Annotated in this window: 16 protein-coding genes; 8 read left to right on the top strand and 8 right to left on the bottom strand. The window is 56.9% G+C overall.

All coding sequences use genetic code 11. The features are described 5' to 3' along the window. The first annotated feature begins 13 nt into the window (after window positions 1–13). The 5 genes from ACUNV4_RS06120 (at window position 14) to ACUNV4_RS06100 (ending at window position 6,229) form a co-directional block, all read left to right on the top strand. Window positions 14–994 (top strand): LysR family transcriptional regulator, encoded by a 981-nt coding sequence (locus tag ACUNV4_RS06120; RefSeq protein ID WP_430877618.1) that lies wholly within the window; start codon window positions 14–16, stop codon window positions 992–994. A gap of 87 nt (window positions 995–1,081) precedes the next feature. After that, complete coding sequence (locus ACUNV4_RS06115; protein WP_430877617.1) at window positions 1,082–3,493, top strand: GcvT family protein; 2,412 nt, start codon at window positions 1,082–1,084, stop codon at window positions 3,491–3,493. A gap of 186 nt (window positions 3,494–3,679) precedes the next feature. Then, window positions 3,680–4,288 carry a zinc-binding dehydrogenase gene (locus tag ACUNV4_RS06110; protein WP_430877616.1) on the top strand — a complete coding sequence of 203 codons (609 nt, stop codon included), beginning with the start codon at window positions 3,680–3,682 and terminating at the stop codon, window positions 4,286–4,288. 159 nt (window positions 4,289–4,447) lie between these two features. Further along, window positions 4,448–5,917 (top strand): cryptochrome/photolyase family protein, encoded by a 1,470-nt coding sequence (locus ACUNV4_RS06105; RefSeq protein WP_430877615.1) that lies wholly within the window; start codon window positions 4,448–4,450, stop codon window positions 5,915–5,917. A gap of 117 nt (window positions 5,918–6,034) precedes the next feature. Beyond that, entirely contained in the window at window positions 6,035–6,229 is a 195-nt protein-coding gene (locus tag ACUNV4_RS06100) for a hypothetical protein (protein WP_430877614.1), read from the top strand. A 36-nt stretch (window positions 6,230–6,265) separates the two neighbouring features. On the opposite strand, the gene ACUNV4_RS06095 is transcribed toward ACUNV4_RS06100, so the two are convergent. Further along, window positions 6,266–7,417, bottom strand: a complete 1,152-nt coding sequence (locus ACUNV4_RS06095; RefSeq protein ID WP_430877613.1) for a trans-sulfuration enzyme family protein — start codon at window positions 7,415–7,417, stop codon at window positions 6,266–6,268. Window positions 7,418–7,599: 182 nt separating this feature from the next. Further along, on the bottom strand, window positions 7,600–8,262 hold the full coding sequence (locus ACUNV4_RS06090; RefSeq protein ID WP_430877612.1) for an NAD(P)H-binding protein: 663 nt from the start codon (window positions 8,260–8,262) through the stop codon (window positions 7,600–7,602). Between the two features lie 137 nt (window positions 8,263–8,399). Here ACUNV4_RS06090 and ACUNV4_RS06085 point away from each other — a divergent pair, with 137 nt between their 5' ends. After that, window positions 8,400–9,011, top strand: a complete 612-nt coding sequence (locus tag ACUNV4_RS06085; RefSeq protein WP_430877611.1) for a TetR/AcrR family transcriptional regulator — start codon at window positions 8,400–8,402, stop codon at window positions 9,009–9,011. A 37-nt stretch (window positions 9,012–9,048) separates the two neighbouring features. Then, complete coding sequence (locus tag ACUNV4_RS06080) at window positions 9,049–10,182, top strand: MBL fold metallo-hydrolase (protein ID WP_430877610.1); 1,134 nt, start codon at window positions 9,049–9,051, stop codon at window positions 10,180–10,182. A gap of 8 nt (window positions 10,183–10,190) precedes the next feature. Here ACUNV4_RS06080 and ACUNV4_RS06075 read toward each other — a convergent pair whose 3' ends face one another. The 5 genes from ACUNV4_RS06075 to ACUNV4_RS06055 all read right to left on the bottom strand — a co-directional run bounded on the left by ACUNV4_RS06075 (window position 10,191) and on the right by ACUNV4_RS06055 (window position 20,618). Continuing rightward, the gene (locus ACUNV4_RS06075; RefSeq protein ID WP_430877609.1) at window positions 10,191–14,135 is read right to left on the bottom strand and encodes a CHASE domain-containing protein; all 3,945 of its coding nucleotides are present in this window, start codon (window positions 14,133–14,135) and stop codon (window positions 10,191–10,193) included. Between the two features lie 194 nt (window positions 14,136–14,329). Beyond that, window positions 14,330–15,406, bottom strand: coding sequence for a DUF3080 family protein (locus ACUNV4_RS06070; RefSeq protein WP_430878292.1), 1,077 nt, complete (start codon window positions 15,404–15,406; stop codon window positions 14,330–14,332). Window positions 15,407–15,564: 158 nt separating this feature from the next. Further along, window positions 15,565–17,913, bottom strand: a complete 2,349-nt coding sequence (locus ACUNV4_RS06065; RefSeq protein ID WP_430877608.1) for a putative bifunctional diguanylate cyclase/phosphodiesterase — start codon at window positions 17,911–17,913, stop codon at window positions 15,565–15,567. After that, on the bottom strand, window positions 17,913–19,157 hold the full coding sequence (locus tag ACUNV4_RS06060; protein ID WP_430877607.1) for an FIST signal transduction protein: 1,245 nt from the start codon (window positions 19,155–19,157) through the stop codon (window positions 17,913–17,915). Before ACUNV4_RS06060 ends, ACUNV4_RS06065 begins: the two co-directional genes overlap by 1 nt. A gap of 216 nt (window positions 19,158–19,373) precedes the next feature. Then, complete coding sequence (locus ACUNV4_RS06055; protein ID WP_430877606.1) at window positions 19,374–20,618, bottom strand: multidrug effflux MFS transporter; 1,245 nt, start codon at window positions 20,616–20,618, stop codon at window positions 19,374–19,376. 308 nt (window positions 20,619–20,926) lie between these two features. On the opposite strand from ACUNV4_RS06055, the gene ACUNV4_RS06050 reads away from it, so the two are divergent. Continuing rightward, entirely contained in the window at window positions 20,927–22,852 is a 1,926-nt protein-coding gene (locus ACUNV4_RS06050; RefSeq protein WP_430877605.1) for an alkaline phosphatase family protein, read from the top strand. Between the two features lie 50 nt (window positions 22,853–22,902). On the opposite strand, the gene ACUNV4_RS06045 is transcribed toward ACUNV4_RS06050, so the two are convergent. Continuing rightward, window positions 22,903–24,273 carry an acetamidase/formamidase family protein gene (locus ACUNV4_RS06045; protein WP_430877604.1) on the bottom strand — a complete coding sequence of 457 codons (1,371 nt, stop codon included), beginning with the start codon at window positions 24,271–24,273 and terminating at the stop codon, window positions 22,903–22,905. Window positions 24,274–24,665 lie beyond the last annotated feature (392 nt).

The following is a 24,665-nucleotide window of genomic DNA, read 5'->3' as shown; positions in this document are numbered from 1 at the left end:
TAGAATTCCGATCATGCTCATCAAGATCAGTGATACGGCCGGTCTCAAGGCGCTCGAGGTACTCGAGGAGCTGTCTCGCACCGGTTCCATGCAGGAGACAGCCGGCAGACTGGGCATGTCGACACCTGCGGCTTCACAGCAATTGAAACAGCTGGAAACGGCTCTGGGACGAAAGCTCGTCGTGCATGGCCGACGCCCCATGACGCTGACCCGACACGGCGAGGCCTATCTGCTTCATGTCCGCGCTGCCCTGCAACACCTTCGCCAGGGCGCCGCCGAACTCCTGCTGGATGACCTGGGTGCAATCACGGCATTACGGATCGGCATCATCGATGATTTTGACAGTGAAGTCAGTCCACGGCTGGCCGTGGCCCTGGCGGATACCTACAGTCCCTCGGAACTGACTCTCACCACGGCCACGTCCACACGCATCGTGCAGGACATCGCAAGCAACGATCTCGATACGGGAATTGCCGCCAACCCGATGGAGCTGCCCGCCGATGTCATGGAAATACCCCTGCTGAACGACCCCTTTGTACTCGCAGTGCCCAGAGGGTATCTGTCAGCGGCTCCTGCCGATCTGAACGAACTGATCTCTCTGCCCTATCTTCGCTACGAAAGAAGTCTGGCGCTGGGTCGACAGATAGCCACCCATCTCGCTCGGTTGCGTCTCGAGCTGCCCAGCACCATGTCCCTGGACAGCAACCAGGCCATTTTCGCCCTGATAGCCAACGGCAATGGCTGGGCCCTGACCACCATGGTCGGCTATCTGCGGGCTCAGCGCTTTCACGATGACGTCGATATCTTCCCACTGCCCTTCACACCATTTTCTCGAACCATCTCCTTGCTCTACCATCGGCACTGGACTGCAGTCGTTGCCAATGACATTGCCGAGACCCTGCGTGGCATCCTGCAGTCCGCTATCGTCGACAAGGCACGACAACGTCATTCCTGGCTGAGCAAGTCGTTTAAGGTAATTCGAATGCCCGATTAAGATTTCTGAAATCACCCGAATAGCGATTGACGAACGGCATGCCCTGCTGGCCCAATCCGATTTCCAGTCAGTCACAGGAATCGAGTCTTGAAACAGCAAACACGCGTGGTGGTCATCGGTGGTGGTATTGCGGGCTGCTCAACGCTTTATCACCTGACACAGGAAGGCTGGACAGACGTGGTTCTTGTCGAGCGCGATGAATTGACATCAGGCACTACCTGGCACTCCGCGGCACAGGTAACCAACTTCGGCATGACGCAGACCATGGTGGCCTTGAAAAGCCATTCCATCAGACTCTACAAGGAGCTGGCGGACGATCCGGAGTATCCGATCAACTACCATCATGGCGATGGTGGCATTCGCCTGGCTGGCTCGCAGACAACCATGGATGGCTATCGACATTTTGCAAGCATGGCCAAGGCAATGGGAGTCGAATACGAAATACTCGATGCGGACGAATGCGCGCGCCGACACCCTCTGATCACCACGGATGGACTGTCGGGTGGGCTTTGGGACCCAATGGATGGTGACATCGATCCTGCGCAACTCTGTCAGGCTCTGGCTCGACGGGCTCGCAAGGCAGGTGCCGAGGTTTACCGCAACACACCGGTCACGGGCCTGACCCAGCACAAGGATGATAGCTGGACGGTACATACCGAAAAGGGAGACATCGATTGCGAGATTGTTGTCAATGCCTGCGGTTATCGTGTCAATGAGGTTGGCGCGATGATGGGCGTTCACCACCCTGTCATGTCCATGGAGCATCAGTACTTTCTGACCGAACCCGTTCCCGAGATCGAAGCTTTGGACCACCGTGTTCCCCTGCTGCGCTGCCCGATCGATGACTTCTACTCTCGCCAGGAGAAGAACGGTCTGCTGGTCGGCTTCTACGAACAGGACTGCCGCACCTGGGGCATGGACGGCATTGACCCACACTTTGTCAATGCGCTGTGCCCGGAAGATACCGACCGCGTACTGCCGGTGCTGGAGAATGTCTTCAAGCGCATGCCTGTGATCGAGGAAGCCGGAATCCATAGCATCATCAATGGACCGATCACCTACACGATCGATGGTGCACCGCTGGTCGGGCCCATTCCGAACAAGCGCAATGCCTTCTGCATCATCGGTCTGCGAGCCGGACTCGGAGAAGGCGGTGGACATGGCTGGCTACTGGCACAACAGATCGTGCACGGCGAGGCACAGTACGATACCTGGGTCATCGACCCGAGACGGTTCACCACACATGCCAATGTGGAGCTGTGCGCGCTGAAAGCCATCGAAGACTATCAGAACGAATTCCGTTTCCACCTGCCGCATGAGCACCGACCGGCAGCTCGCCCCATGAAAACCACTCCCCTGACCCCTGTCCTGGCGGCAGAAGGCGCTGAGTTCGGCGTGGTCAACGGTTGGGAGAGAGTCGCCTATTTCAAGCCACGGACAGATTTCGTGGAGACCCACGGCTATCACTTCAATGAAACCTTCGAGGTAGTCGCAGCTGAAGTCGAAGCCGTGCAGAATACCGTCGGGTTGACGGAGGTCAATGGTTTCAACCGGTTCGAGATCACCGGTCCCGGCGCCATGAACTGGCTGGACTCGATGAGTTGCAGCGCCATCAAGAGAGCAGCCGGCAAGGTCTCGCTGACCTATCTGCTGAACCAGGCAGGCAATATCAAATGCGAAGCCACCCTGGCCACACTGGACGATGACACCATCTGGTACGGCTCGGCGGCGGCCTCGGAATTTCATGACAAAGACTGGCTTGACGCTCACTTGCCGACGGATGGCTCGGTACACATCCGCTCATTGACCAACGACTACACCATTCTGGTAGTTGCCGGACCCAGATCCCGTGAGCTGCTGTCAGCCGTTTCACGTGAAGACTGGTCTCCCCGTGCCTTCCCCTGGTTGTCGGTACGCAAGGCGTTTATCGGTATCGCCCCTGCTGTGGTCATGTCAGTGAGCTTCTCGGGTGAGCTTGCCTATGAGATTCACGTACCCAATGCGCAACTGTACGCCGCCTGGCTGGCATTGCGTCAGGCAGGAGAGTCGCTCGGATTGCAACTGTTCGGCTCTCAGGCCGTGGAATCGATGCGTCTGGAGAAAGGTTACCGGCACTGGAAAGCCGATCTGATCACCGAATTCAATCCGTTGGAATCCAACCTCGGCCGCTTTGTCAAGCTGGACAAACCCGCCTTCGTCGGCAAGCAGGCGCTGGAGAGCGGCTCTCATGAACAGCGATTCGTATCGCTGGTGCTGGACTGCACACACGCACCAGCCCAGCCGGGCGACAGCATGGTGTCCGATGGCCGGGTCATCGGCACGATAACATCCGCGGGATGGGGTCATCGCGTTGGCAAGAACATCGCCATGGGATTCGTGGAAAGCGCGTTTACCACGCCAGGCAGTCAACTGCAGGTGGAGGTCATCGGCCAGCCAGTGAACGCCACCGTAGTGGAACCGTGTCTGTACGACCCGCAATACAGCAAGCCACGCGGCTGACATCGGCAATGGTGGGTGCTTCGCTGATCGGCAAACGGGCCATTCTGGACGTCTGGCTACGGGACTGGGAGAACCCCACGAACCTCCACTCCACGGGTTACATCGGTTCGGAATGCAACGGTGGCTTTGCGCAGTACATTGCTATCGATTACCGCAATGTAGCAGTGGTTGACTGTGAGCTGAGTGATGCCGAACTGGCTACCTTCCCCTGTTCCTATTCCACGGCGGAAGGCATGTTGTCACGCGCGCAGGTCACGGCGAACGATACTGTCCTGGTCACTGGCGCATCCGGGGGGCGTCGGTTCTGCTCTGCTGCAATTGGCAAAGCGCCGAGGCGCTACGGTTGTCGGCCTGGCATCGGAGGACAAGCATGCGGCACTGACAAGGTTGGGCGCCGATGCTCTGCTACCGCGCTCCCCGTCCAACCTGGCTGCTGCCTTGCAGGCTGCCATCGGCCGGGAAACCGTAACGGTTGTGGCCGATATCGTCGGCGGCACCGCTTTCGGTGACATCCTGGATGTGCTCGACAGAGGTGGCCGCTATACCTGCTCAGGCGCCATTGCCGGACCGCTGGTAGAACTCGATTTGCGTACGATGTACCTGCGTGATCTCACATTCACCGGCTCGACCGTACTTGAACCTCATATCTTCCGCAGCCTGGTCAGTTATATCGAAGGCCGCGAGATTCAGCCGATGCTGGCTGCTACCTATCCGCTACGTGAATTGCACGATGCGCAGAAAGCATTTATCGCGAAAAAGCACAGTGGCAACATCGTGGTCACGATGGACGGGTAAACGCCTTGCCGGCCAGCCTGTTGCCGTATCCTGGCAGATCTCTCATCCCTCCCTTACCCATCAGGTGCATATGAAGAGTACGCACAGCTTCGAGACTCTGGACCCGTGATCGAAATCCCGGCGTGAAACGTAACAAGGCGCATGCGAACTGCTGCCCTCATGTTTCCTCATCAGCTCTTTGCCCGATCCCCGGTGGTACGCGAGGATGTGGAAAAGATATGCCTTGTTGAAGAGTCGCTGTTCTTTGGCGATGAGCGTTATCCACTGACATTCCATCGGCAGAAGCTCGCCTTTCATCTGGCCACGCTCGATGCCTGCGAAAAACGGCTGAAGAAGCGGCTTCCGGTCGAACGAGTTCATTACACCGGCAAAACCGACCTGCTGGAAATCCTTGTAAAACGACTTGCCGCCAATGGCTTCAAGCGTTTGCTGGTAGCCGATGTTCACGATTTCGAGCTGAACAGGAGACTGATCGGATCGTGTTCAGGCGCCGGTATCCAGCTCGAATCGCTGGCGACGCCGGCGTTTATCAATACACCGGATGAGAACCACGCATATCGTCATGGACGCAAGCGCTGGTTCATGGCCGATTTCTACCAATGGCAGCGGCGGCGTCTGAACGTGCTCATGGACGGGGAGCAGCCGCAGGGCGGACAATGGAGTTTCGATGAGGATAATCGCAAGAAAATGCCTGTTTCGGAAATCAGCCTGATCCAGCCATTGCCGGTCAAGCAGCGTACCTTGCGCATCCGGCAGGCTTGCAGCCTGGTCGATGAGCGTTTTCCCGGCGCCCGCGGATCACTCGAGAACTGGTTGTACCCCACCACCCACAAGGGAGCGGTCAACTGGCTGCAAAGATTCTGTACCGAACGATTCACCAAGTTTGGCCCCTACGAGGATGCAATGGTTCAGGGTCAGGGATTTCTGCACCATTCGGTGCTGACACCGATGCTCAATACCGGACTACTGACCCCGAGGGAGGTACTTGATACCGCACTCGCTGCGCAGCAGGAATTCGATATCCCGTTGAACAGCGTTGAAGGCTTCGTACGGCAGATCATCGGCTGGCGTGAGTTCATGCGTGCCACCTACGACGACCTGGGTGTGAACATGCGTACCAGCAATCACTGGGGGCACTACAACCCCCTGCCCGATGGCTTCTATACCGCTGAAACCGGCATTGCCCCCATCGATGATTGTATCGCCAGAGTACTCGAGACTGGCTACTGCCATCACATAGAGCGTCTGATGCTCCTCGGCGGATTCCTGTTTCTCTGTGAGGTCGATCCGGATGAGGTCTATCGCTGGTTCATGGAGATGTTCATCGATGCCTATGACTGGGTCATGGTGCCGAATGTCTATGCAATGAGTCAGCATGCCGACGGAGGATCCATCACGACCAAACCCTACTTCTGCGGATCCAACTACGTGCTGAAGATGAGCAACCACAAACGCGGCGACTGGTGCGATATCTGGGATGGACTCTACTGGCGGTGGATCTGGAAGCAGCGCCAGGCACTGGGTAGCAATCCGCGGTGGGCGGTGATGTGTCGGGCAGTCGAAAAGATGGATCCCGGCAAACGGCAGAACCACCTCAACAACGCAGAAACCTACTTGGAAGCGATGTAGCAACCACCACCCTGCGATAGCGTAGCTTGTGTCTGCGGAAAGAAAATATCGTTTGTCCGGCGTACTCCTCGTGACTAGTCTGTACTTACCCTATCAGCTGGCATGGAGTTTCGTGAAATGGACCAACGTACAAGTAGCATCGATCACCTGATTGATCGACTGGATATCCCGGAATTCGAGCGTGAAAACATCAAGACAAGCGTCCGACAGGCAGAAATGGTATCCGATGCAATCGGCTCCTGTGTGGCAGGCCTGCGCCGAGCCATCAGATTCCTGACCCCATCACGACCCGGAAGCCTGCACCAGCACTGATCAGGGATGACGCGGGACACGCATCGTGTCCTCCTGTCAGCCTGGCTGCACCAGCGCCTGATCGAGATCCCGAATCAGGTCGTTCACATCTTCTATTCCCACGGCCAGACGCAGGAGATTTTCCGGCAGGCGGGTTTCAGCTGGCTCGATACTGTGACGGTGTTCGACCAGAGTCTCGACTCCCCCCAGTGAGGTTGCCCGGATGATCAACTGCAGTCGACCGAGCACCGCAAGCGTCGCTGCCTTGTCGCCCCTCACCTGAAACGACAACAGACTTCCGTAGCCACCACTCATCTGCCGGCGAGCGATATCATGACCCGGATGGGAGGTCAGCCCCGGATACATCACGACTTCCACACCATCGTGCTGCTGCAGAAACTCGGCAATACGCGCAGTATTCTCACAGGCTCGCTCGACGCGCAGCGCCAGGGTCCGCATGCCCCGCAGCAACTGACTGGCATCGAATGGACTGATGATGGCACCGGCATCATGGCGTTCAGAGACAATACGTTGCCAATGCGGATGATCACCACGGGTTACCAGCGCTCCGGCCATGACATCGCTGTGGCCATTCAGGGATTTCGACGCCGAGTGCATCACGATATCGGCTCCCAGTTCCAGCGGGCGTGTCAACAAGGGCGTGGATACCGTGTTATCGACGACCAGAACGGCACCCGCGGCATGTGACAGCTCGGCGGCCAGCCTGATGTCCGTTATGTGCATCATCGGATTGGCCGGAGTTTCCACCCAGACAAGGTCGGTACGCTCCCGGCCGCGCAATGCATCGCGCAAACTGTCGACATCCTGCGGTGAATAGTAGCTGACCGTTATTGAAGTCCTCGCGCAGTACTGTCTGGTCCAGCTGAACACGCCCCAGTACATCGAATCCGGAAGTACGACATGTGCTCCACTGTCCAGGGTGTAGAACACCGCGGCTATGGCGGCCATACCGGATGCGAACAGCAGAGCCTGTTCTCCATTTTCCAGGGTGGCCAGAACACGTTCTGCCTGCACGAAGGTCGGGTTGTTGTCTCGAGCGTACACATGCGCAGCGTTCATCGGCTGATTGGCCGTGTCTCTGGCAAAGGTCGTCGACGTGTTGACAGGAGGAATGATGCCGCCACTGATCTCATCGACATAATGATCCGCCTTGGCGGCAATGGTCGCGGGGGCCAGGGTTCTGGTCATAGGGGCGTACTTCCTGAAGAAACGGCGCTGATGCGCAAACGATCAGTGTTCGGGTTAATCTCAATGAGACATGAATTCACGACCGGAAATCACCTTCGGCCGGGCGGCGCTTTGCTCGCGCCATACCGGCGCCCACAGCCGCGTACTCGGATTTTTCGGTGCGGCCTTTGGCAACTTTCGGATTACTCGTGCTGGCCAGTAGTATACAGGCTCATCATCTCGTCCCAGTGCAATCGTTCGACCCCCCTGCCTTCGCTCCAGCTGTTGAGTGCCATTGCCTTGCCCAGTGTCGACACATCGATACCGCGAAACTTTTGCAGAGGTCCAAACAGGATGCGACTCAAACCCGGCCACAGCGCCAGGGTCAGGGCCTGGGAAATGCCATAACGATTGACGGGCGTAATGATCATGGACGGCTGAAACAGACTGAGACGCCTGAAATTCAATGCTTCCAGTGACTCGTTGAGTTCGCCCTTGCTGCGCAGATAGAACGATCTGGATCGCGCATCAGCGCCCACGGAACTCAGGAGTTGAAAGTGTTCCACACCGGACTGACGGCAAGCCGTTGCAAAGTCGATCACGGCCTGCTTGTCGATCCGCAGGAACTCTTCCCTGCTGACACTGGACGGCTCGCCGACACCCAGGGTACAGATCGCGCACTGGTAACCGCTCAACAGCGAGGCATAGCTGTCCGGATTCAGCACATCGATGCGATGCTGTGTGATGGTGCTCTGTGCGACACCGCTCAGCTCCCGCCGCCCCAGCAACGCCAGCTTCGTCAGGCGAGCATCACCACGCAGTGATTGCACCACCTCGGTCCCCACTGCACCCGTGGCACCCAACATGACAATGTTCAACGCCTGTCCCCGGTCGAGATGAAGCTCCACTGTAATGGCCGTGCAGCGAAAAGTAAACTTGTGAGTTTACTTTTCCGGTAACATGCCCGTCAGGCAATCCATCCGAGGGCAGCTGCCGGAAGCTCATGAGACAGGAACAGACCTACAGCCAACGCAAGCGTACGGCGATTCTGCATGCGGCCGCCGAGGAGTTCCGCACGAACGGGTTCAGGGAAACCAGCATGGATCGTATTGCCGAGGTAGCCAGGGTGAGCAAGCGCACTGTCTACAGGCACTTCCCCAGCAAGGACGCTCTGTACCGCGCCATTACCCATGAGCTGGTTCTGAGCAAGCTCGATGCTGTGGATGGCAGCTATGATCGCAGGCAGTCCCTGCGTACACAACTGATCCGGATCGCCACTCAGGAAGTGGAATCATTCAGCTCCGAGACCTACCTGTCGACCATGCGCGTGCTGTTGGCCGAAGCCTTTCGCTCACCGGACATCGTGCAAAGAGCCCTGCAGGATCTGCCAGCCAATGGTGGGGCCATTCACGCCTGGATCACCGCCGCCGTCGATGATGAACGCCTGACGGTGGACGACCCGACCATGGCAGCCAGCCAGTTGCTCGCCTTGCTCAAGGGGTTGCTCTTCTGGCCACGGGCCATGTCAATGCAGAACGCCGTCAGCATCCAGAGACGCGACACGATCATCCATTCGGCCGTGGACATGTTTCTGGATCACTACCAAAGCCAATGAGCGTCTGTTCACCCCGACCACTACCGATTTCCGTCTCATGAAAAAACGCTGGTTACTCGTTCCCGTGCTGTTGCTGTCGGTACCCGTGTTGGCATTTCAGGCCGGACTGTTCCCGGTTTTCGGTGCTCTTCCAACGACAGAGGATCAGCAGCGATTTTCATCATCCAGGGCCTACAACCCGGAGATCGGTGAATTTCAGAATCGCAGAGCCGAGCTGGTCGCAAGCATGCAGGAAGAGATGGAAATCCTGCCGATGCTCCGTGAGTGGTTCAAGGAACGCCCCGATGGCCAACCTGCCGTGCCCTTGCCGGAACGGAAACCGGACATGCAGCAATTCATGGCCCCCGGCTCCGACACCAGAATCATCTGGTTTGGCCATTCCACTTTCCTGGTGAACATGGCTGATACGATCATACTCGTTGATCCGGTGTTTGGTGACACTGCAGCACCGGTCAACTTCACCGCCAAGCGATTTCAGCCACCGGTGCTGCCGCTCGAGGATCTGCCACCCGTCGACATCATCCTCATATCACACGATCACTACGACCATCTGGAAGCACAGAGCGTGCGCTTCTTCAGCGACAAGGCAACCAGCTTCATCGTACCGCTGGGCGTAGGCGGACACCTGAGGCGCTGGGGAGTTTCCGCCGAGCGGATCACCGAGCTTGACTGGTGGCAAAGCCATGATACCGACGGCCTGCAGTTCACGGCCACGCCGGCTCAGCATTTCTCAGGGCGAGATGGCATCAACAACAACCAGACCTTGTGGGCGTCCTGGGTGGTTGCCTCCACGAATTCTCGTGTGTTCTTCAGTGGCGACTCTGGCTACGATACCCACTTCGCCGATATCGGCGAACGCCTCGGCCCTTTCGATCTGGCCCTGCTCGAGAACGGACAGTATGACCAGAGCTGGCCTTATGTGCACATGCTGCCTGCCGAGACCATTCAGGCCTTCAGGGATGTGAAGGCACGCCGTCTGATGCCCGTGCACTGGGGCATGTTCGAACTTGCCTTCCACACCTGGTACGAGCCGGTGTCCGCGGTCAGTCTGCTGGCGGAACAGAACGGCATCGAGCTCGTGACACCGGTACTCGGTGAACTGATTACTCTGGACGAATCCCTCGACACCTTGCCATGGTGGGAGAGCCTCATCGAGGCACCAGGACCCTGAGTACAGCGTCAGGATGCCTTGCGCAAACCGGCCTCATCATCGGCGATGAAATCATCTATCGCCAATTCGGCCTGCGCAAATGCGTGCGACAGCTCATCGGCGCAAGCGGCCAGGAGCACAGGATCCTTGTTGCTACGCGCCGCCTCCACTTTCTTGCACAGGCTCCAGATTTCCAGCATACCCATGGACAGCGACGATGACTTGAGTCGGTGAGCCAGCTCATCAACCGGCTGCCGCTCGCCACGCCTGATGGCGTCCACCAGGGCATGTCCATGCTGCTTCAGAGACACCTGAAATTCCTGCAGACATTCGATCATCGTTTCCGGGTCATCACCCAGTAGCTGTTGCAGTACGGTCGGATCGAAGACCACGATCTGTCTGGCCTCGAACTCGCCAACCGGTGCTGTCAGTGTATCCGGCAGCTCGGCGCGATGACCATCCGGCACGATCAGATGCTGACTGACGGCTTCCTTGAGGGACTCCAGCTGTAATGGCTTGGTCAGGTAGCCATCCACACCTGCTTCGGCAGCCCGCCGGGGCTCGCCGCTCAGAGCATTGGCCGTCAGAGCGACAACGGGAATTCTTTGCTCTGGTGACTCTTCCTGCCGAATGGCACGCGTCATCGTGTAACCGTCCATGATGGGCATGTGCAGATCCGTGAATATCATGCCGTAGCGCCTGCTTCGCCATTTCTCCAGAGCTTCCTGACCGTTCTCGGCAAATTCGGCGGTCTGTCCCAGAATGGCCAACTGCCGCTTGATCACCATGCGATTCACGGAGTCATCTTCCACCACCAGAATACAACTCCCGGCAGCCATGGCGTCTTCCACACTCAATGGCTCGAGCATCGGCAGGGCAATATCTTCAGTATAGGCGTGCATGACTTCGGGAGAGGCCCGCCCGATGGCAATGGCAACCGCTTCGATCAGGATCCTCCGTGGAAGCGCATTGCAATCGACAACCACGGCACTGATGGATTCGATGTTGCCACCATGCCTGGTCGGCACCTGCCTCAACTGCATGCCGAGTGTCTGTTCTTCCCGACTCAGGACCACATGCCCGGTAAGGCTGGAAATCGGTTCATGGCTACCCTCACTCAGCTGAACCAGATGCTCGGGAGTGCAGAGCAGAACGGTGGGACCTTCTATTGAGTGAATGATTGCAGCAGCATGGTTGAAGTCCTCAACCACCCGGAGTCTGACGCCGGCAGTCTCCAGATACTGTCCGATGTCTGCACTGTTGTAGTCTTGCGATTCAATCAGCACACAATCCACATCACGGATATCTTCAAGCTCAGCGACTGCCGTACCCGACGCAGGCACGTCAAGAGACAGAAGCAGAGTGAACCGTGAGCCTTCTCCGGGTTGACTCTCTACCAGTATCTCACCGTGCATCATCTCGACTATCCGCTTGCAAATGGAAAGTCCCAGCCCGGATCCGCCGAATCGTCGGGTAATCGATGATTCCGCCTGCACGAAAGAGTCGAATATTCGTTGCTGCGCTTCCGGTGAAATGCCTACGCCATTGTCGATGACATCCAGCCGCAGACTCAGTGGCGCTGCTTGCAGTACCAACGCACGCACTTCCACCCTGCCTGCCCGCTCCAGCTGCCTTCCGCTGAATTTCACGGCGTTGCCAACCAGATTCGTCAATAGCTGTCGAACCCGCGTCGGGTCTGTCAGTACCCGTTGGGGAATTGCCGGATCGATGTAAAGACTGATGCGGGTATCGGCCTTTCTGGCCAGCGGTACCGACGCTCTGACGACGTTCTCCAGCAGCTCGGTCAGGTTGCAAGGCGCATTCTCGAGTTCGAACTGACCAGCCTCGATCTTCGAGAAATCCAGGATATCGTCAATGATGCCCAGCAAGGAAAAAGCCGAATCCAGAACCATCTGCATCGACATCTTCAGCTCCTTGTTCCGAGATTCGTTCATCAGCACTTCCACCATACCGACAACACCGTTCATCGGTGTACGAATCTCATGACTCATGGCAGCCAGAAACGACGACTTCGCCTGATTCGCCGCCTCCGCGACCTGAGTGGCCTCCTCCAGTTTTCTGTTGGCTTCCTCAAGGCTGTTGGTTCTCGCCAGAACCCGGCTTTCCAGCTCCTGATTCATGGTCCTGACACGGTCTTCACTGCTTTTCAGGTCGGTGATATCCGATGCCACAGTCAGTACGATATTCTCCGCGTTGACGTTGGACCGGATGGGCAATCTGCCAACGCTGAACCAGCGCTTGCGACCATCCTTCAGCTCCAGTGCCCTGACGCAATCGAGACTCATGTCATTGTCGATCACTGACATGGATTCTCGCCTTTCATCGACATCCGGCGATGACTTTTCCAGAAGCCCGGTTGCACTTCCCGCAATCAGCTCCTCTGGCGACAAACCGAAGAGCCCTTCCGCATAGGCCTTGTTGGCCAGAACGTGATTGCCTTCCCGGTCTCTTGCGCTGATCAGATTGGGAATATTGTCGATGACATCTGCCAGAAACTTCTGCTGCCGCTCGATATTCAGTTTGGCCTGACGATATTCCGAAATGTCACGCAGCGACAGCACGGCCCCGGATTTCTGACCATCGATATCTGGCAAAGGCCCTCCCGTGACCAGAACGAATCGAGGCTCCTGCCCGGGGGTGACGATGCAGATTTCCTCACTGCTGATGGTTGCACCTTCCACTGCACGAAAGAGTGGGGATATGCCCGGCATCATGGGAGTAGTGCCATCCTTCTCGAACATCTGAATGCGCTTTATCCAGTTCGGATCGACCTGTCTGGATGGGTTCAACTGGTACCATTCTCTGGCCTTCTTGTTCATCAGAACATCGCTCATGTCGGCATCGCAGGCCACCACCCCTTCAGCCAGATTTTCCAACAGAACCGAGTTCATGTCCGATTGCTTGCGCAATTCATGAGTCCTTTGCAGGACACGCCGTCTGGCAGAGAGCAGCATCCAGGCGACAATGGACATCAGCAGGCTGAGCAATGTCCCGGTCACGAGCAGGACCCAGGGAAGCGCCGAATCCGACGCTTTGGTAAACGAGGGCGTTGATTCGTAATGGATAGACCAGAATCGTCCAGCAATCTCCACCGATTTCGTTGCCTCGAACTGGACGGGCGTGGATTGGACCTCCATTTCCAGCTGTTTGCTGCCATCGTAGAGCAGTGTTTCGGCGGTCATGGCAGGACCGTCGTAAATCCGGAAATTGATGTTGGACCGCCCCGGACGCAGGATCCCTTTCATCAGGTCACTGGCCCGGAACGGGCTCATGACAAATCCGAACAGGGTTTCTCTTCGCCTGGCTTCGGTGATCGGCGCACCGTTCTCCGAACGATAGATGGGCATGTACAGAATGAAGCCCGTCTGCTCCTCGCCGACGACTTCCTTCAGCAAGTCCAGCTTTCCGGACAAGGCAGGTTCACCGGTATCTCTGGCTCGCTCCATGGCAGAGCGGCGAGTGGGCTCGGCAAACATGTCGTAACCAAGTGCACGACTGTTCCCCTGATTGAACGGCTCAAGATAGACGACTGCCGTGTATTGGTCTCGTTGACCAGCGGGCCTGACGGCATATTCGGGAAACCCTTCCGCTCTGATGGCTTTCTCATGAGACTCGAGATTCTCCTTGCCGCCCACCCAACGGCTGAAGCCGACCCCTCGCAGAGCCGGGTAGTACCTGGACAGTTTCAGCCCTTCAACGTATCTGTGCCATTCCTTCCGAGTCACTTTGACCGAACTGTCGAACAGTCCGACACCACCCCGCAACACTTGAGCATAAGTATCGAATCGCTCTTCGATCTGCTCGTGCAGGTGCGTAACATCCTGTTCGAAGCGAATCTGTGACTGACTATCCAGGGTATCACTGGAAAACTTCCACCCCGCCACCGAGATTGTCATCAGCACCACGAATACAGCTTGTGGAATCAGCAGATTTCGAGTGTTGATTGCGGGCATCGTTTGAATCTGTCGCTATCTTCCAATAATGGCGAAGAATCCAACGGTATTGAATAGCATCGCAGTACCTTGTTGCCATCAGCCAGCTGCACGTCATGTGCCTTAAAGCCATTAACGGCGAGATAACGCAGAGATCAATGGTTAGTTTTTCTGTGCGCGTGGAGTCATCGCGTGGGGGTTCTGCAATGCTGGCATTACGGTTCCGGTTGGCGTGATCCCGGTGCCAGGCCACAGGACTCCAGCAATGGAAGAATGCTCTGCACGTGTTCCCGAGGTGCTGACGAGAGCCAAGCCAGCTGACTGTCCCGCCGATCGCGCCATTGCCGGTAGGCCGGTGTCTGGGCGTCCTCCAGGTGTTTCTCCAGCAGCCGATAGGGAGCCAGCAAGTCATGCCGCTGCGCACTGACTCGGGACAACCAGACCTGTACCTCTCCGACGAAGAAACGATCGACAACACGACGCAGGATATGTCCCTGCCTGCCAGGCTTTCCCTTGAAGCACAGCGGCCGACTGGCAAGGCGTTGCTCGATCATTCGATTGGCAGATTGGAGTTGAGAGTAAGTCAGCGTTGCAGCAGCAATCAGCGACCCCGCCTGTCCATGACGCAGCCGTCCCAATGCCTGTTCGAAGCGCGCCGAGTCGAACCGGAAATCGCCCGATAGCCAGCTTTCCACCTGAGAAGTGACATAATGCAGCTCGGTAATGGTTGCACTGCCTGCGTTTACCGGGAAATCGTCAAGGTCGACCGGCACACGCCACAGGCCGGAGAACTCATCGCTGGCAAGCGTTGCATTGGCTATCGAGACTGTCAGGCCGTCAAGCTTGCCGGAAACCGCCTCGACCAGCCTGTCCGCCAGCGCATCGCTTTGTCTGGTACGCAATTGCGAGATACACTCAGGGGCGTGGTGCAGAAAGGCCAGATCATTGAACAGACGTTGAGAGGCCGGTGCAACCTTCCCCAACACACTGTTTCTCTCACCAATGACCTCTCCCAGTCGGCAATCGTAGAGCCGCAGAAAATCGATCATGGAGATCGTCGATTGCTCCGGCTCCAGCCACATGTCACGTTTACGGGGGCGGCGGGCTGGATCGACAAGCTGCACACTCTGCACGGCGTCCAGCTTCAGTGCGCGTGCCAGCCTGGTCCGGTAATCATCGAACCGAAACCGAGCAGCATCCCCTGCACAACTAGTCAGAACGAATGCGCACAGAATCAGAGCGATTTTCCCGCTATCGCTGCAGCACGGGAGTCGAACCTGCTTTTCATTCACCGCGGATGTGCGCACCAATCAAGGGATGGAATTCCCAGACTACCTCGCTGCTGCCGCCATAACAATGGCTCCCTGCCCCGACACGATGGCGATCCCTGTCGATCGGAAATACCGGTCAGCTATTGTCCGGAAATCCTCGCAAAGAAGTCTACAGCCATTCAGGCACTGCGCCTGAGCGGTTTGTCAGTGTCGGCTTCCAGATCAAAGAATGATGGAAAGTCATCGAGTTCATCGATGAACACCGGTCTGGAAAAATAGTAGCCCTGAACCAGCCTGATCCTTGTCTGCTGTCTGAGGTATTGCAGCTCCTCAAGGGTTTCAGCCCCCTCCGCCACCATGTCGATGTCAAGTGCGCTGCACAAGGATTCAATGGCTTTCAATATGCCCTGACTTCTCGGCCTGTCTTGAATGGCGGTGATGAAAGCGCGATCGACCTTGACCTCATCGGCGGTGATGTCAGCCAGTGTCGACAGGGAGGAGTAACCGGTCCCGAAGTCATCAATCGATACCCGGACGCCCAATGATCGGAGCTCTGGCAGAACCTGATGCTGGAAACGCTGGGTTGCGACCAGCGCATCCTCGGTCAATTCCAGAATGATGCTTTTTGCAAAACCGGTAGCTGCCAGTTCCTCGATGAACGAGCGCATGAAAGCGACATCCCCGGCCTGTGGCGCTGCCACGTTGATACTGACCGTGACATGGTCCCCGAACTGCGATGACAGACGTTCAAGGTTGCGTGCCACGTCCCGCAACGCGAAACGGGTCATGTCATCCAGCAAGCCCAGTTCAGAGGCAAGTTCGATGAACTCACCGGGCATGTGAATCCGGCCATCCGGTTCAACCCAGCGGATCAGGGCTTCGAAAGCGTCAACCCGGCCAGTCGTGATATCCACCTTGGGCTGGAACGCCACGCGGAAGTGCTCCTCGCGAATCGCAACCCGAAGCCGCTGCTCCAGCTCCATTCGTGCGGTCAGTGTTTCGCGCATCGATTCATCGAAGTAGCTGACACTGCCCTTGCGGCTGCTCTTGGCACGATACATCGCACTGTCGGCGCAGCGGCGCAGGCTTTCATAGGTATCGCCATGCAAGGGATAGATGCTCGCCCCGACCGATGCCGAGGTCATGACTTCATGACCTTCGATACGGAATGGTTCTCGCATCGCGTCGATCACCCGCTCGATGACCAGCGACAGTGTGCTCGAGTCCTCCAGTGGGTCGATGAGGATGAGGAATTCGTCACCGCTGATCCTGGCCAGTGTGTCACCGTCACGAATGGTCTGGCCGACGCGTTGAGCTATTGCCTTGAGCAAGGCATCACCAATGGTATGACTGTAATAGTCGTTGATCTGCTTGAAGCTGTCCAGATCGATGAAGGCCAGTGCAAACTGACCGGAAGATCCGTGTGCAAGAAGCGCCGCCTCCACCAGCTGATGCATGAGGTCACGATTGGGTAGTCCTGTCAGCTGATCATGAAACGCTCGGTGAGAGAGTTCTTCTTCGAAACGTTTGCGCTCCGTGATGTCCAGCGAAGCGGTCAGCAACAGGGATTCATCATGAATGCGTACAGGCTTTTCGGTGATCAGCAAGGTGTGCTGCGACCCGGACAGATTGACAGTCTCTTCACGAGATGTCTGCTGACCGCCACGAAGCTGTTCTTCATATCGCAGACCTTGCTCACGAATGACTTCCGGATCGTCGCAGTCGAGAATCTCCGGCAGAGTCCCGATAAGCTCATTGGCCTGCCGCCCGTAGATGGCAGATACGGCATCATTGGCTATCAGCAGCTTGCCGCTCTCATCCTGGACCGCAACACCCACAGGCAGCACGTTCACCATTTCCTGTAGCAGACTTGCATTGCGTCTGGCCAGCAATTCACTTTTCCTCAATTGTGCAGTCAATTCGCGCAGACGCTGACCTTCTGCGGCGCTCTCGCTGGCAAAACGGGTCGCCAGTGCATGCGACGCAAGTACCGAAAAACGGCGGGCGAGATCGATATGGTTTCGATCAAAACCGTTCTCGCCGATCGCTCGCAACAGCACCAGAATTCCCCTGCGCCCACGCACCTTCACCGGGACATAAAGCGATGACTGCTCGACGGAGAGAATATCCGTACTGACTCGGCTCCATTCCTCGATGCCTGCATTCGAGAACGTTGCGATGACCCTGCCGTTCAGAACCTTGCGAAACAAGGAACCTGCCGACCACAGCGTTCCGCTCAGACTGGCTGGCTCTGCCACAATGCAATCCAGAAAGTGCTCCGTATCGGGCTCTTCGACATCCCGCTCTGCAAGCATCATGGCCTGAGAAAACGTAAAGACCTTGCGCAGTGAGGCAAAGACGCGCGCAAACGGATCGTCGTTGACATCCAGATCCAGCAAGGAATCCAGTGCATCCAGCAACTGCTGCCCCTGTGAGTTGCTCTCACGCAGCGCATCATGCTCATGCCGCAGAGCGAGCAAGGCTTCGCGCAGCTCTTCTGCACTCTCGATGGTGGTCGCTTCAGCCATCAGATGCCGAAGGCCACGGTAGAGATCATCAGATTGCCATGAACGTTGCTGTCTATCAGGCGGCCCTGTTCACCAAAGGTGAAGCAGACGATGAACGGCACGTCACCCAGACCCGAGGCCACGGCATCAGGTACACCACGTATATCCTCACCCACGGCGATCTTGCAACCACCACAAAAGACCACCAGCCCGCCGGCGACCTGTCCTCCACCTGACTCCACGCTTTTCCGGGCCTGATCAGCGACGTTGCCGGCGCGATTGACCAGACGTCGCGTTTCGCCTTTCATCGCATAAACTCGGTCACCGACCTCCAGGTTGCAGAAGGTACGCAAGGAATTCTCCTGTCCGATCGACTCAGGATGAATCAACAGATAATGGCTGACGCCATCGACCTTGCCGGCATCGGTCGCCAGCGGAAACATGGTGGTATCGGCCAGAATGCTTCCGCCTTCGCGTATGCGCTGTCCAATCAGGTCATCTACCCAGCGGTTGTAGACTTCCGCTGCTGGCATGTCGTCGATACTCAGAATCTCGCGCCCGGCACTTCCGGTGACCACGCCGCTCTCGCCTGCTGGCCGGTAGCCGATTCCGGTTACGATGCCAGTCGGCCCAACCGGTTCATAGCCTCCCTGAAACGCATAGCCCAACGATGACGAGGGGAACAGGACGCCAAGAACGAGACCGTCCACCAGCGGACCACCCGGCCCCATCTGGGTCCATCGACCTGACACATCGTCGTCGGCCGAAGAACCGCCAACGATCGGGCAGTTGTCACCGACAATTCGCCGCAAACCGGCGATGACATCTTCCTCGTGACCCGGCGCCTGATAGACCCAGATGAGTTCCGGCAATTGCCCTCTGCAGTCGCAATCATCCAGAGCCTGCTGCAACAGTCGCTCGGCCGCCAGCGCAGCATCATCACCCAAAGGCCCGGCAGCCACCCCATAATCACCATCAGTGTCGTCAACAAGCAGCAAACCCACCCCCTGCTGGCCCATGCAGCCCTTGTCGGTGATCAGTCCGCCAGACGAACTTCCGCCAATCAATGCCGCAGCGGGCAGGCGGGTAGCAGCCCAATCATGGAGTGCCTGCTCATCATGTCCGCACCCATAGAACATGAACACGATGCTTGCATCCTGTGGATCGGTGCCCAGCGACGAGTCCAGTTGCTCAATGGCCTCCCGTGTCGATGCAGCGCATGCATTGAAGGTCTTCAGACGTGGCATTCGAGTATTATCTTTCACTGCGATGCCTTCTCTATCGGCGTGTCTCGATCAAACCTTACGCCTGTGGGAATGCTTGCTCAGTGTTGAAAGTGTGATTCCAGTCCCACGACCTGTTTCGACTCACCGACGACCGTGAGTCATCGAACAGAACGCGGCCAAATCGACCCTGCGTTCGACCATGTGCCGTCAGTCTGTAAGGGCTCTATCCTGAATCCGCAGCATGCGGCAAGGCTCTCATTCCGCGACAGGCGACTCATGCAAGGCCCTGAACATCCGCCCCTCGGTCAACAGCACCACACCAATGGCCGTCGCACTGAATAACGCAAACGCACCGATCAATGGCACCGTGCTGCCGTTGAATGCCTGACCGATCAGAAAGCCCAGCACTGCGGCGCCTACCGTCGTGACGCAACCCTGCACTGATGACGCCGTCCCGGCAATATGCCCGACCGGCTCCATTGCCATGGAACCGAAGTTCGGTGCCGTCAGCCCGAAACAGAACATCATGGCCGACTGCAATGCGACAAAGGAGTACAGGCTCTGATGACCCGTTTGTTCGACCAGCAGCCCCAGCAAGGCCAGGATCAGCATCGAGCACAAGGCCGAATGTGACACCATGCGGGTACCCAGGCGTTCCACGATGCGTGAGTTGAGAAAAGAGGCCATGGCCATGCTGATGGCTGTGATGGCAAAATAGACCGTGAACAGTGCCTCCACGTCGAACACGTCGGCAAAGATCTGTTGAACCGACGAAATATAGCCGAACAAGGGGCCCAGAACCAGAGTCATGGCAATGGTGTAACCGATGGAATTACGTGTGGTCGCCACCACCTTGAATGCCTGGAGAACACGGCCCATTGACAGCGGCAGACGGTGTTCCGGATCCAGGGTTTCAGGCAGACGCATCCAGGCGAATACCGCCAAGCCCATTGCAAACAATGCCAGACCCAGAAAGATCCAGTGCCAGCTGACAAACAGCATGACTCCCTGACCAATCGCGGGGGCCAGAACCGGTACGGTCAGAAAGATGATGAAGGCCAATGACATGACTCTGGCCATCTGTCTGCCGGAATAGCAATCCCTGACAATGGCGACCACTAGCACTCGGGTTGCCGCAGAGCCGGCACCTTGCAGAAAACGGGTCATCACGACACCATCAAAGGTACTGGCGAAGACGGTGCAGATGCTGAACACCGCGTAGATGGAAACACCCAGCAGCAACACGGGGCGTCGCCCGTAACGATCAGACAAAGGTCCGTAGAACAACTGGAACAAACCAAAACCCAGGAAATAGGCGGTGATCACCCATTGACGGTCATTGGGGTCTGCGACGTTCAGCTCTTCACCGATGGCAGGCAGTGCCGGCAACATGGTATCCACGGCCAGTCCATTGAGCGCCATGAAGCCCGCCATCAAGGTCACGAACCCAGCAAAGCTCAGTCCGGGATGCGGAGTTCCGGTGGTTTTATCGGTATTCATGGGGAAAGCCTGGTCACTAGCTGCGAGATAGTGCGCACCCTGACGGTGCTTGTCAAGTCATCTGCTGGTGCAGGCAGGACTGTCGCGCTGCAGCAAGGCACCGGGTTTTCGAGGAAAATCGACCGGTCGAGATCACACCGATCTGCCTTCGCACGGTACTCTTGACCAATCAAGGTCCATTCGCACCAATCCACGTCGTCCGAGTGAAGTACCGGCAATCGCCCGGCTTCATCATGGACCCTGGATCAAACTGGACCGCTCGGACAGACTGACTTCAGCGACACAGAACGATTGATCTTTCACAACGCATGACACTCAACTCGGATTTGCCGCGAGTCCTTGCCGGACCGCTGTTGCGCCACGCACAATCGGATCGACTCAGACTCTGGCTCGTCACCACCTGCCCGACCAACTGGCGAATTCGTGTACGTAGTGAGAACAGCACTCTTCTGGATCGCGACCTGAAGTCGCAGGAACAGACTGAACTGCCCATCGGCAAACAGGCATTCGTGCAGCTGCTGGAGATACAGGCAGACTCTGCATGGCCAGAAGACACTTTGCTCCATTATGACCTTGCCTTTCAGGCCGATGAACAATGGCACTGGATAGCGGACTGGGCGCCGCATCTCTGCCATCAGGGACAGACCTCGCCGCACCTGGTCATTCAAAGTCGTGTGAGGCGTATTCTTCACGGATCCTGTCGCAAACCGCATCATCCTTCCGAGGATGGTCTGCTGCGGGTCGATGCTGAATTGATCAACAACGGTATCGAAACCGAATCTCGGCCGACATTCCTGATGATGAGCGGCGATCAGGTTTATGTGGATGATGTCTCGGGACCGATGCTGCATGCCATTCATCAACTGGATGCCCGACTCGGCCTGTTCGATGAAGTCATCGATGGTGCTGTGGTTGACAGCGGTCAGGCACTGATGCAACACGAACATACCTACTATCGGCGAACGCAACTGTTGCCACGCAGCAGATACAACGCCACCTTGATCGAGCGCTTCTTCGGTGGAGCTCGCAAGCCGATCTTCACCACTGCCAACGCCGAGAACCATCTCGTCTCGTTCTCGGAGGTCTTGTGCATGTATCTGCTGGTCTGGTCGCCCGTGCCGTGGACTCTGGTCAATCTGGATGAACCCTCCTTGCCCGCCAACCTGCTGAAACGCTACCGGCGTGAAGTGGAACATGTCAACGGATTCGTGGCTGGTCTGCCCCGCGCGGCACGAGCCCTGTGTCATGTACCTTGCTACATGATCTTCGACGACCATGACATCACCGACGACTGGAATCTCTCCCAGGCCTGGGAAAAAACGGCCTATGAACATCCCTTTTCCAGGCGCATTGTCGGCAATGCCCTGTTCGCCTATGTACTGTGCCAGGCTTGGGGTAATGGCTCGAACCAGGTAGATGAACTCATCCCCGACTGTCAGCAGTTGTTGAGCGAGACTGCCAATGATCGATACTGTCTGAATGCGGAAGGCCAGGATGCGCTGATCGAGAAATTGCTCGACTTTCGCGGCTGGCAGTATACTCTGGATACCTCACCGGCCATCGTCGTTCTCGATACCCGCACCCATCGCTGGCGTCGACCGGCGAAACCGTCAAGGCCCTCCGGTCTCATGGACTGGGAAGCCCTGAGTGACTTCCAGCAACAGATTCTCGATCGATCGGCTGTTGTTGTGGTTTCTCCGGCCCCCGTGTTCGGGGTCAAGCTCATTGAAATCGTACAGCGCATATTCACGTTCTTCGGCAAACCCTTGCTGGTCGACGCGGAGAACTGGATGGCACATCATGAAGCTGCGACCGTCATGCTCAGCATTTTTCGACATCGTCGTACGCCTCAGAACTTTGTGCTTCTATCCGGGGATGTGCACTACTCGTTTGCCTATGATGTGCAACTACGGTACGAAACAGAATCTCCGGCCATCTGGCAGATTACCAGTAGCGGGATCAAGAACGAATTTCCCGCAGCACTCATCGAGTGGCTTGACCGACTGAACCGCTGGCTGTTTGCGCCCTGGTCTCCATTGAACCTGCTGACGCAGCGACGATCATTTCATATCATCCCTCGATTGCCTGTCGGACGAAGTGCCGGTGAACGGCTATGGAACCATTCGGGTATCGGCGACATTCGATTGTCTGACGATGGTCGACCGGCGCACATCCGGCAATTGAACGCAAACACGGGAGAAACGGAGTTCGAGGAAGGGCGACGCAGAGAATGACGATCCTACTGCGGGCCTTCCCCGAACGGGCTAATTGACCGGATCAGAACTTATTCGGGCAGAACCTGCTTCCTGATGATCCCGTGTACCCCCCAGTTCCCGTCCACCACCTGAGTGACACCGAAGTCTGCAGCCACCGACATCAGGGAAATGGCTTCATCTTCACTCAATCCCTGAGTCGTCATCAGAAAACGGCGCATCTTGCGAAAGGCATCTCGCATTGCATTGTCGATGGAGGACTTGCTGTAGATATCGCTCTGCGCAGTGTCACCAAGTTCATCCAGATAATTGGAATAACTGAACCCGTGCACGACCCATTCTGTATCGGTTTCCAGCAAGGGATAATCAAGACCCTCGAGCGCTGACCCCGTCGCATCTCCGGCCTTATGCAGAACCACCTGTATCAGGCCCGTCATGGACGTCTCGATGGCAGTACCAGCCAGCTCCGAATCACCTTGTGCCGCATGCGGATCACCGGCACTGAGCAAGGCTCCCTCTACGGCTACCGGGTAGTACATGGTGCCGCCCTTGCCAATTCGCCAATTGTCGATATTTCCACCGAAGTATCCCGGCGGAATGGAATCGACAACATCAGCTTCTCTCGGTGCGACTCCCAGAGTTCCGAAATGTGGACGAACGGGAATACGAACGCCTTCCAGCACCTCGGTATTCTTGCTGATGGTCGAATGATCAACCGGCACTCCGGGGTAATCGATCAGCTCGTGAGTGACACCATCGGGATCCACTTGTGGCACCCAGCGATAACTGTAGACAGCCTCTGCCCAGTCACGTCCGCCGGTGGAATCCATCTCGTAGATTGTGATCACTTCACGTTGCCGCGGCTCCTCGACAAGATCGCTGTAATGAAATCCCCAGGCGGCAGCGGCATTGCTGCCAAAGGTCTTGCCGGCGTATTCCGGATTGGCTGATGGACGCGGCGCCATGTCGAGAATGCGCACCTCCAGCACATCACCCGGTTCCGCACCACAGACAAAGACCGGACCCGTCAGTATATGAACACCAAAGCCCTCTCCCGCGCCGCGACCATGAATGGATGCATCGAGTGGTCCTGCACCTCGTCGATCGACGCCCTTGCGGCCCTTTTCCCAGCGAAAGACGCTCTCGGCACCCGCGTCCCCGGTAACCATCAGTGAAGCGTCATCATTCGCGTGATGTGTCAATGTCTCTATCGTGATGAAATCTCCCGATTGCACATGCAAACGAGGCTCCTGAGCCTTGCTGAAGTACCCCCAATGAACCGTATCGGCATTTGCGGAAAGCTGATGATGCGACGGCGTATCGGATTCGATATCGCAGACATCCTGCGACCAGGCACTGACACTGGCCGTACCCATCAGGCCAGTACACAAGAGCCTGGCCAGAGTTCGTCGATGGTACTTCTTCTGCAGAACGGTTTTCATGGCAGTACATCGCTTTCATGTAGATCGGAACCGTTCCGCTACAAGTTGTCTGCCAGCCACAGAAAAACAGGTTACATTACTTCAACACATTGATTGGCAAGATGTATTTTCAACCACGATTGTATTGTTAGAGCCGTGAGAACCCTTCAGTACGCCCTGATGACGTGCATGGATTCCGAACACGCACCCGAGCGAAGCGCATGGATCACAGGCGCAGGTACTGTATTCCCTGAAATCGATCGACATACAACTACCCGCCAGGATGATCACATGACTTGTTGAATGTGCGAATTCCCGAATTTCGAATTTCGAGCTTTCGAGCTTTCGAGCTTTCGAGCTTTCGAGCTTTCGAGCTTTCGAGCTTTCGAGCTTTCGAGCTTTCGAGCTTTCGA

The organism is Granulosicoccus sp. 3-233, assembly GCF_052681095.1.
This window is presented reverse-complemented; position numbering and strand designations above follow the sequence as displayed.

What these genes read in the sequence shown, in the direction of transcription:
- ACUNV4_RS06110 (WP_430877616.1), top strand. Translation starts at nt 3,680, where the DNA reads ATGCCGAACTGGCTACCTTCCCCTGTTCCTATTCCACGGCGGAAGGCA.
- ACUNV4_RS06065 (WP_430877608.1), bottom strand. Translation starts at nt 17,913, where the DNA reads ATGGCTGAAGCGACCACCATCGAGAGTGCAGAAGAGCTGCGCGAAGCC.
- ACUNV4_RS06090 (WP_430877612.1), bottom strand. Translation starts at nt 8,262, where the DNA reads ATGTTGGGTGCCACGGGTGCAGTGGGGACCGAGGTGGTGCAATCACTG.
- ACUNV4_RS06075 (WP_430877609.1), bottom strand. Translation starts at nt 14,135, where the DNA reads ATGCCCGCAATCAACACTCGAAATCTGCTGATTCCACAAGCTGTATTC.
- ACUNV4_RS06055 (WP_430877606.1), bottom strand. Translation starts at nt 20,618, where the DNA reads ATGAATACCGATAAAACCACCGGAACTCCGCATCCCGGACTGAGCTTT.
- ACUNV4_RS06105 (WP_430877615.1), top strand. Translation starts at nt 4,448, where the DNA reads ATGTTTCCTCATCAGCTCTTTGCCCGATCCCCGGTGGTACGCGAGGAT.
- ACUNV4_RS06045 (WP_430877604.1), bottom strand. Translation starts at nt 24,273, where the DNA reads ATGAAAACCGTTCTGCAGAAGAAGTACCATCGACGAACTCTGGCCAGG.
- ACUNV4_RS06095 (WP_430877613.1), bottom strand. Translation starts at nt 7,417, where the DNA reads ATGACCAGAACCCTGGCCCCCGCGACCATTGCCGCCAAGGCGGATCAT.
- ACUNV4_RS06085 (WP_430877611.1), top strand. Translation starts at nt 8,400, where the DNA reads ATGAGACAGGAACAGACCTACAGCCAACGCAAGCGTACGGCGATTCTG.
- ACUNV4_RS06100 (WP_430877614.1), top strand. Translation starts at nt 6,035, where the DNA reads ATGGACCAACGTACAAGTAGCATCGATCACCTGATTGATCGACTGGAT.
- ACUNV4_RS06050 (WP_430877605.1), top strand. Translation starts at nt 20,927, where the DNA reads ATGACACTCAACTCGGATTTGCCGCGAGTCCTTGCCGGACCGCTGTTG.
- ACUNV4_RS06080 (WP_430877610.1), top strand. Translation starts at nt 9,049, where the DNA reads ATGAAAAAACGCTGGTTACTCGTTCCCGTGCTGTTGCTGTCGGTACCC.
- ACUNV4_RS06120 (WP_430877618.1), top strand. Translation starts at nt 14, where the DNA reads ATGCTCATCAAGATCAGTGATACGGCCGGTCTCAAGGCGCTCGAGGTA.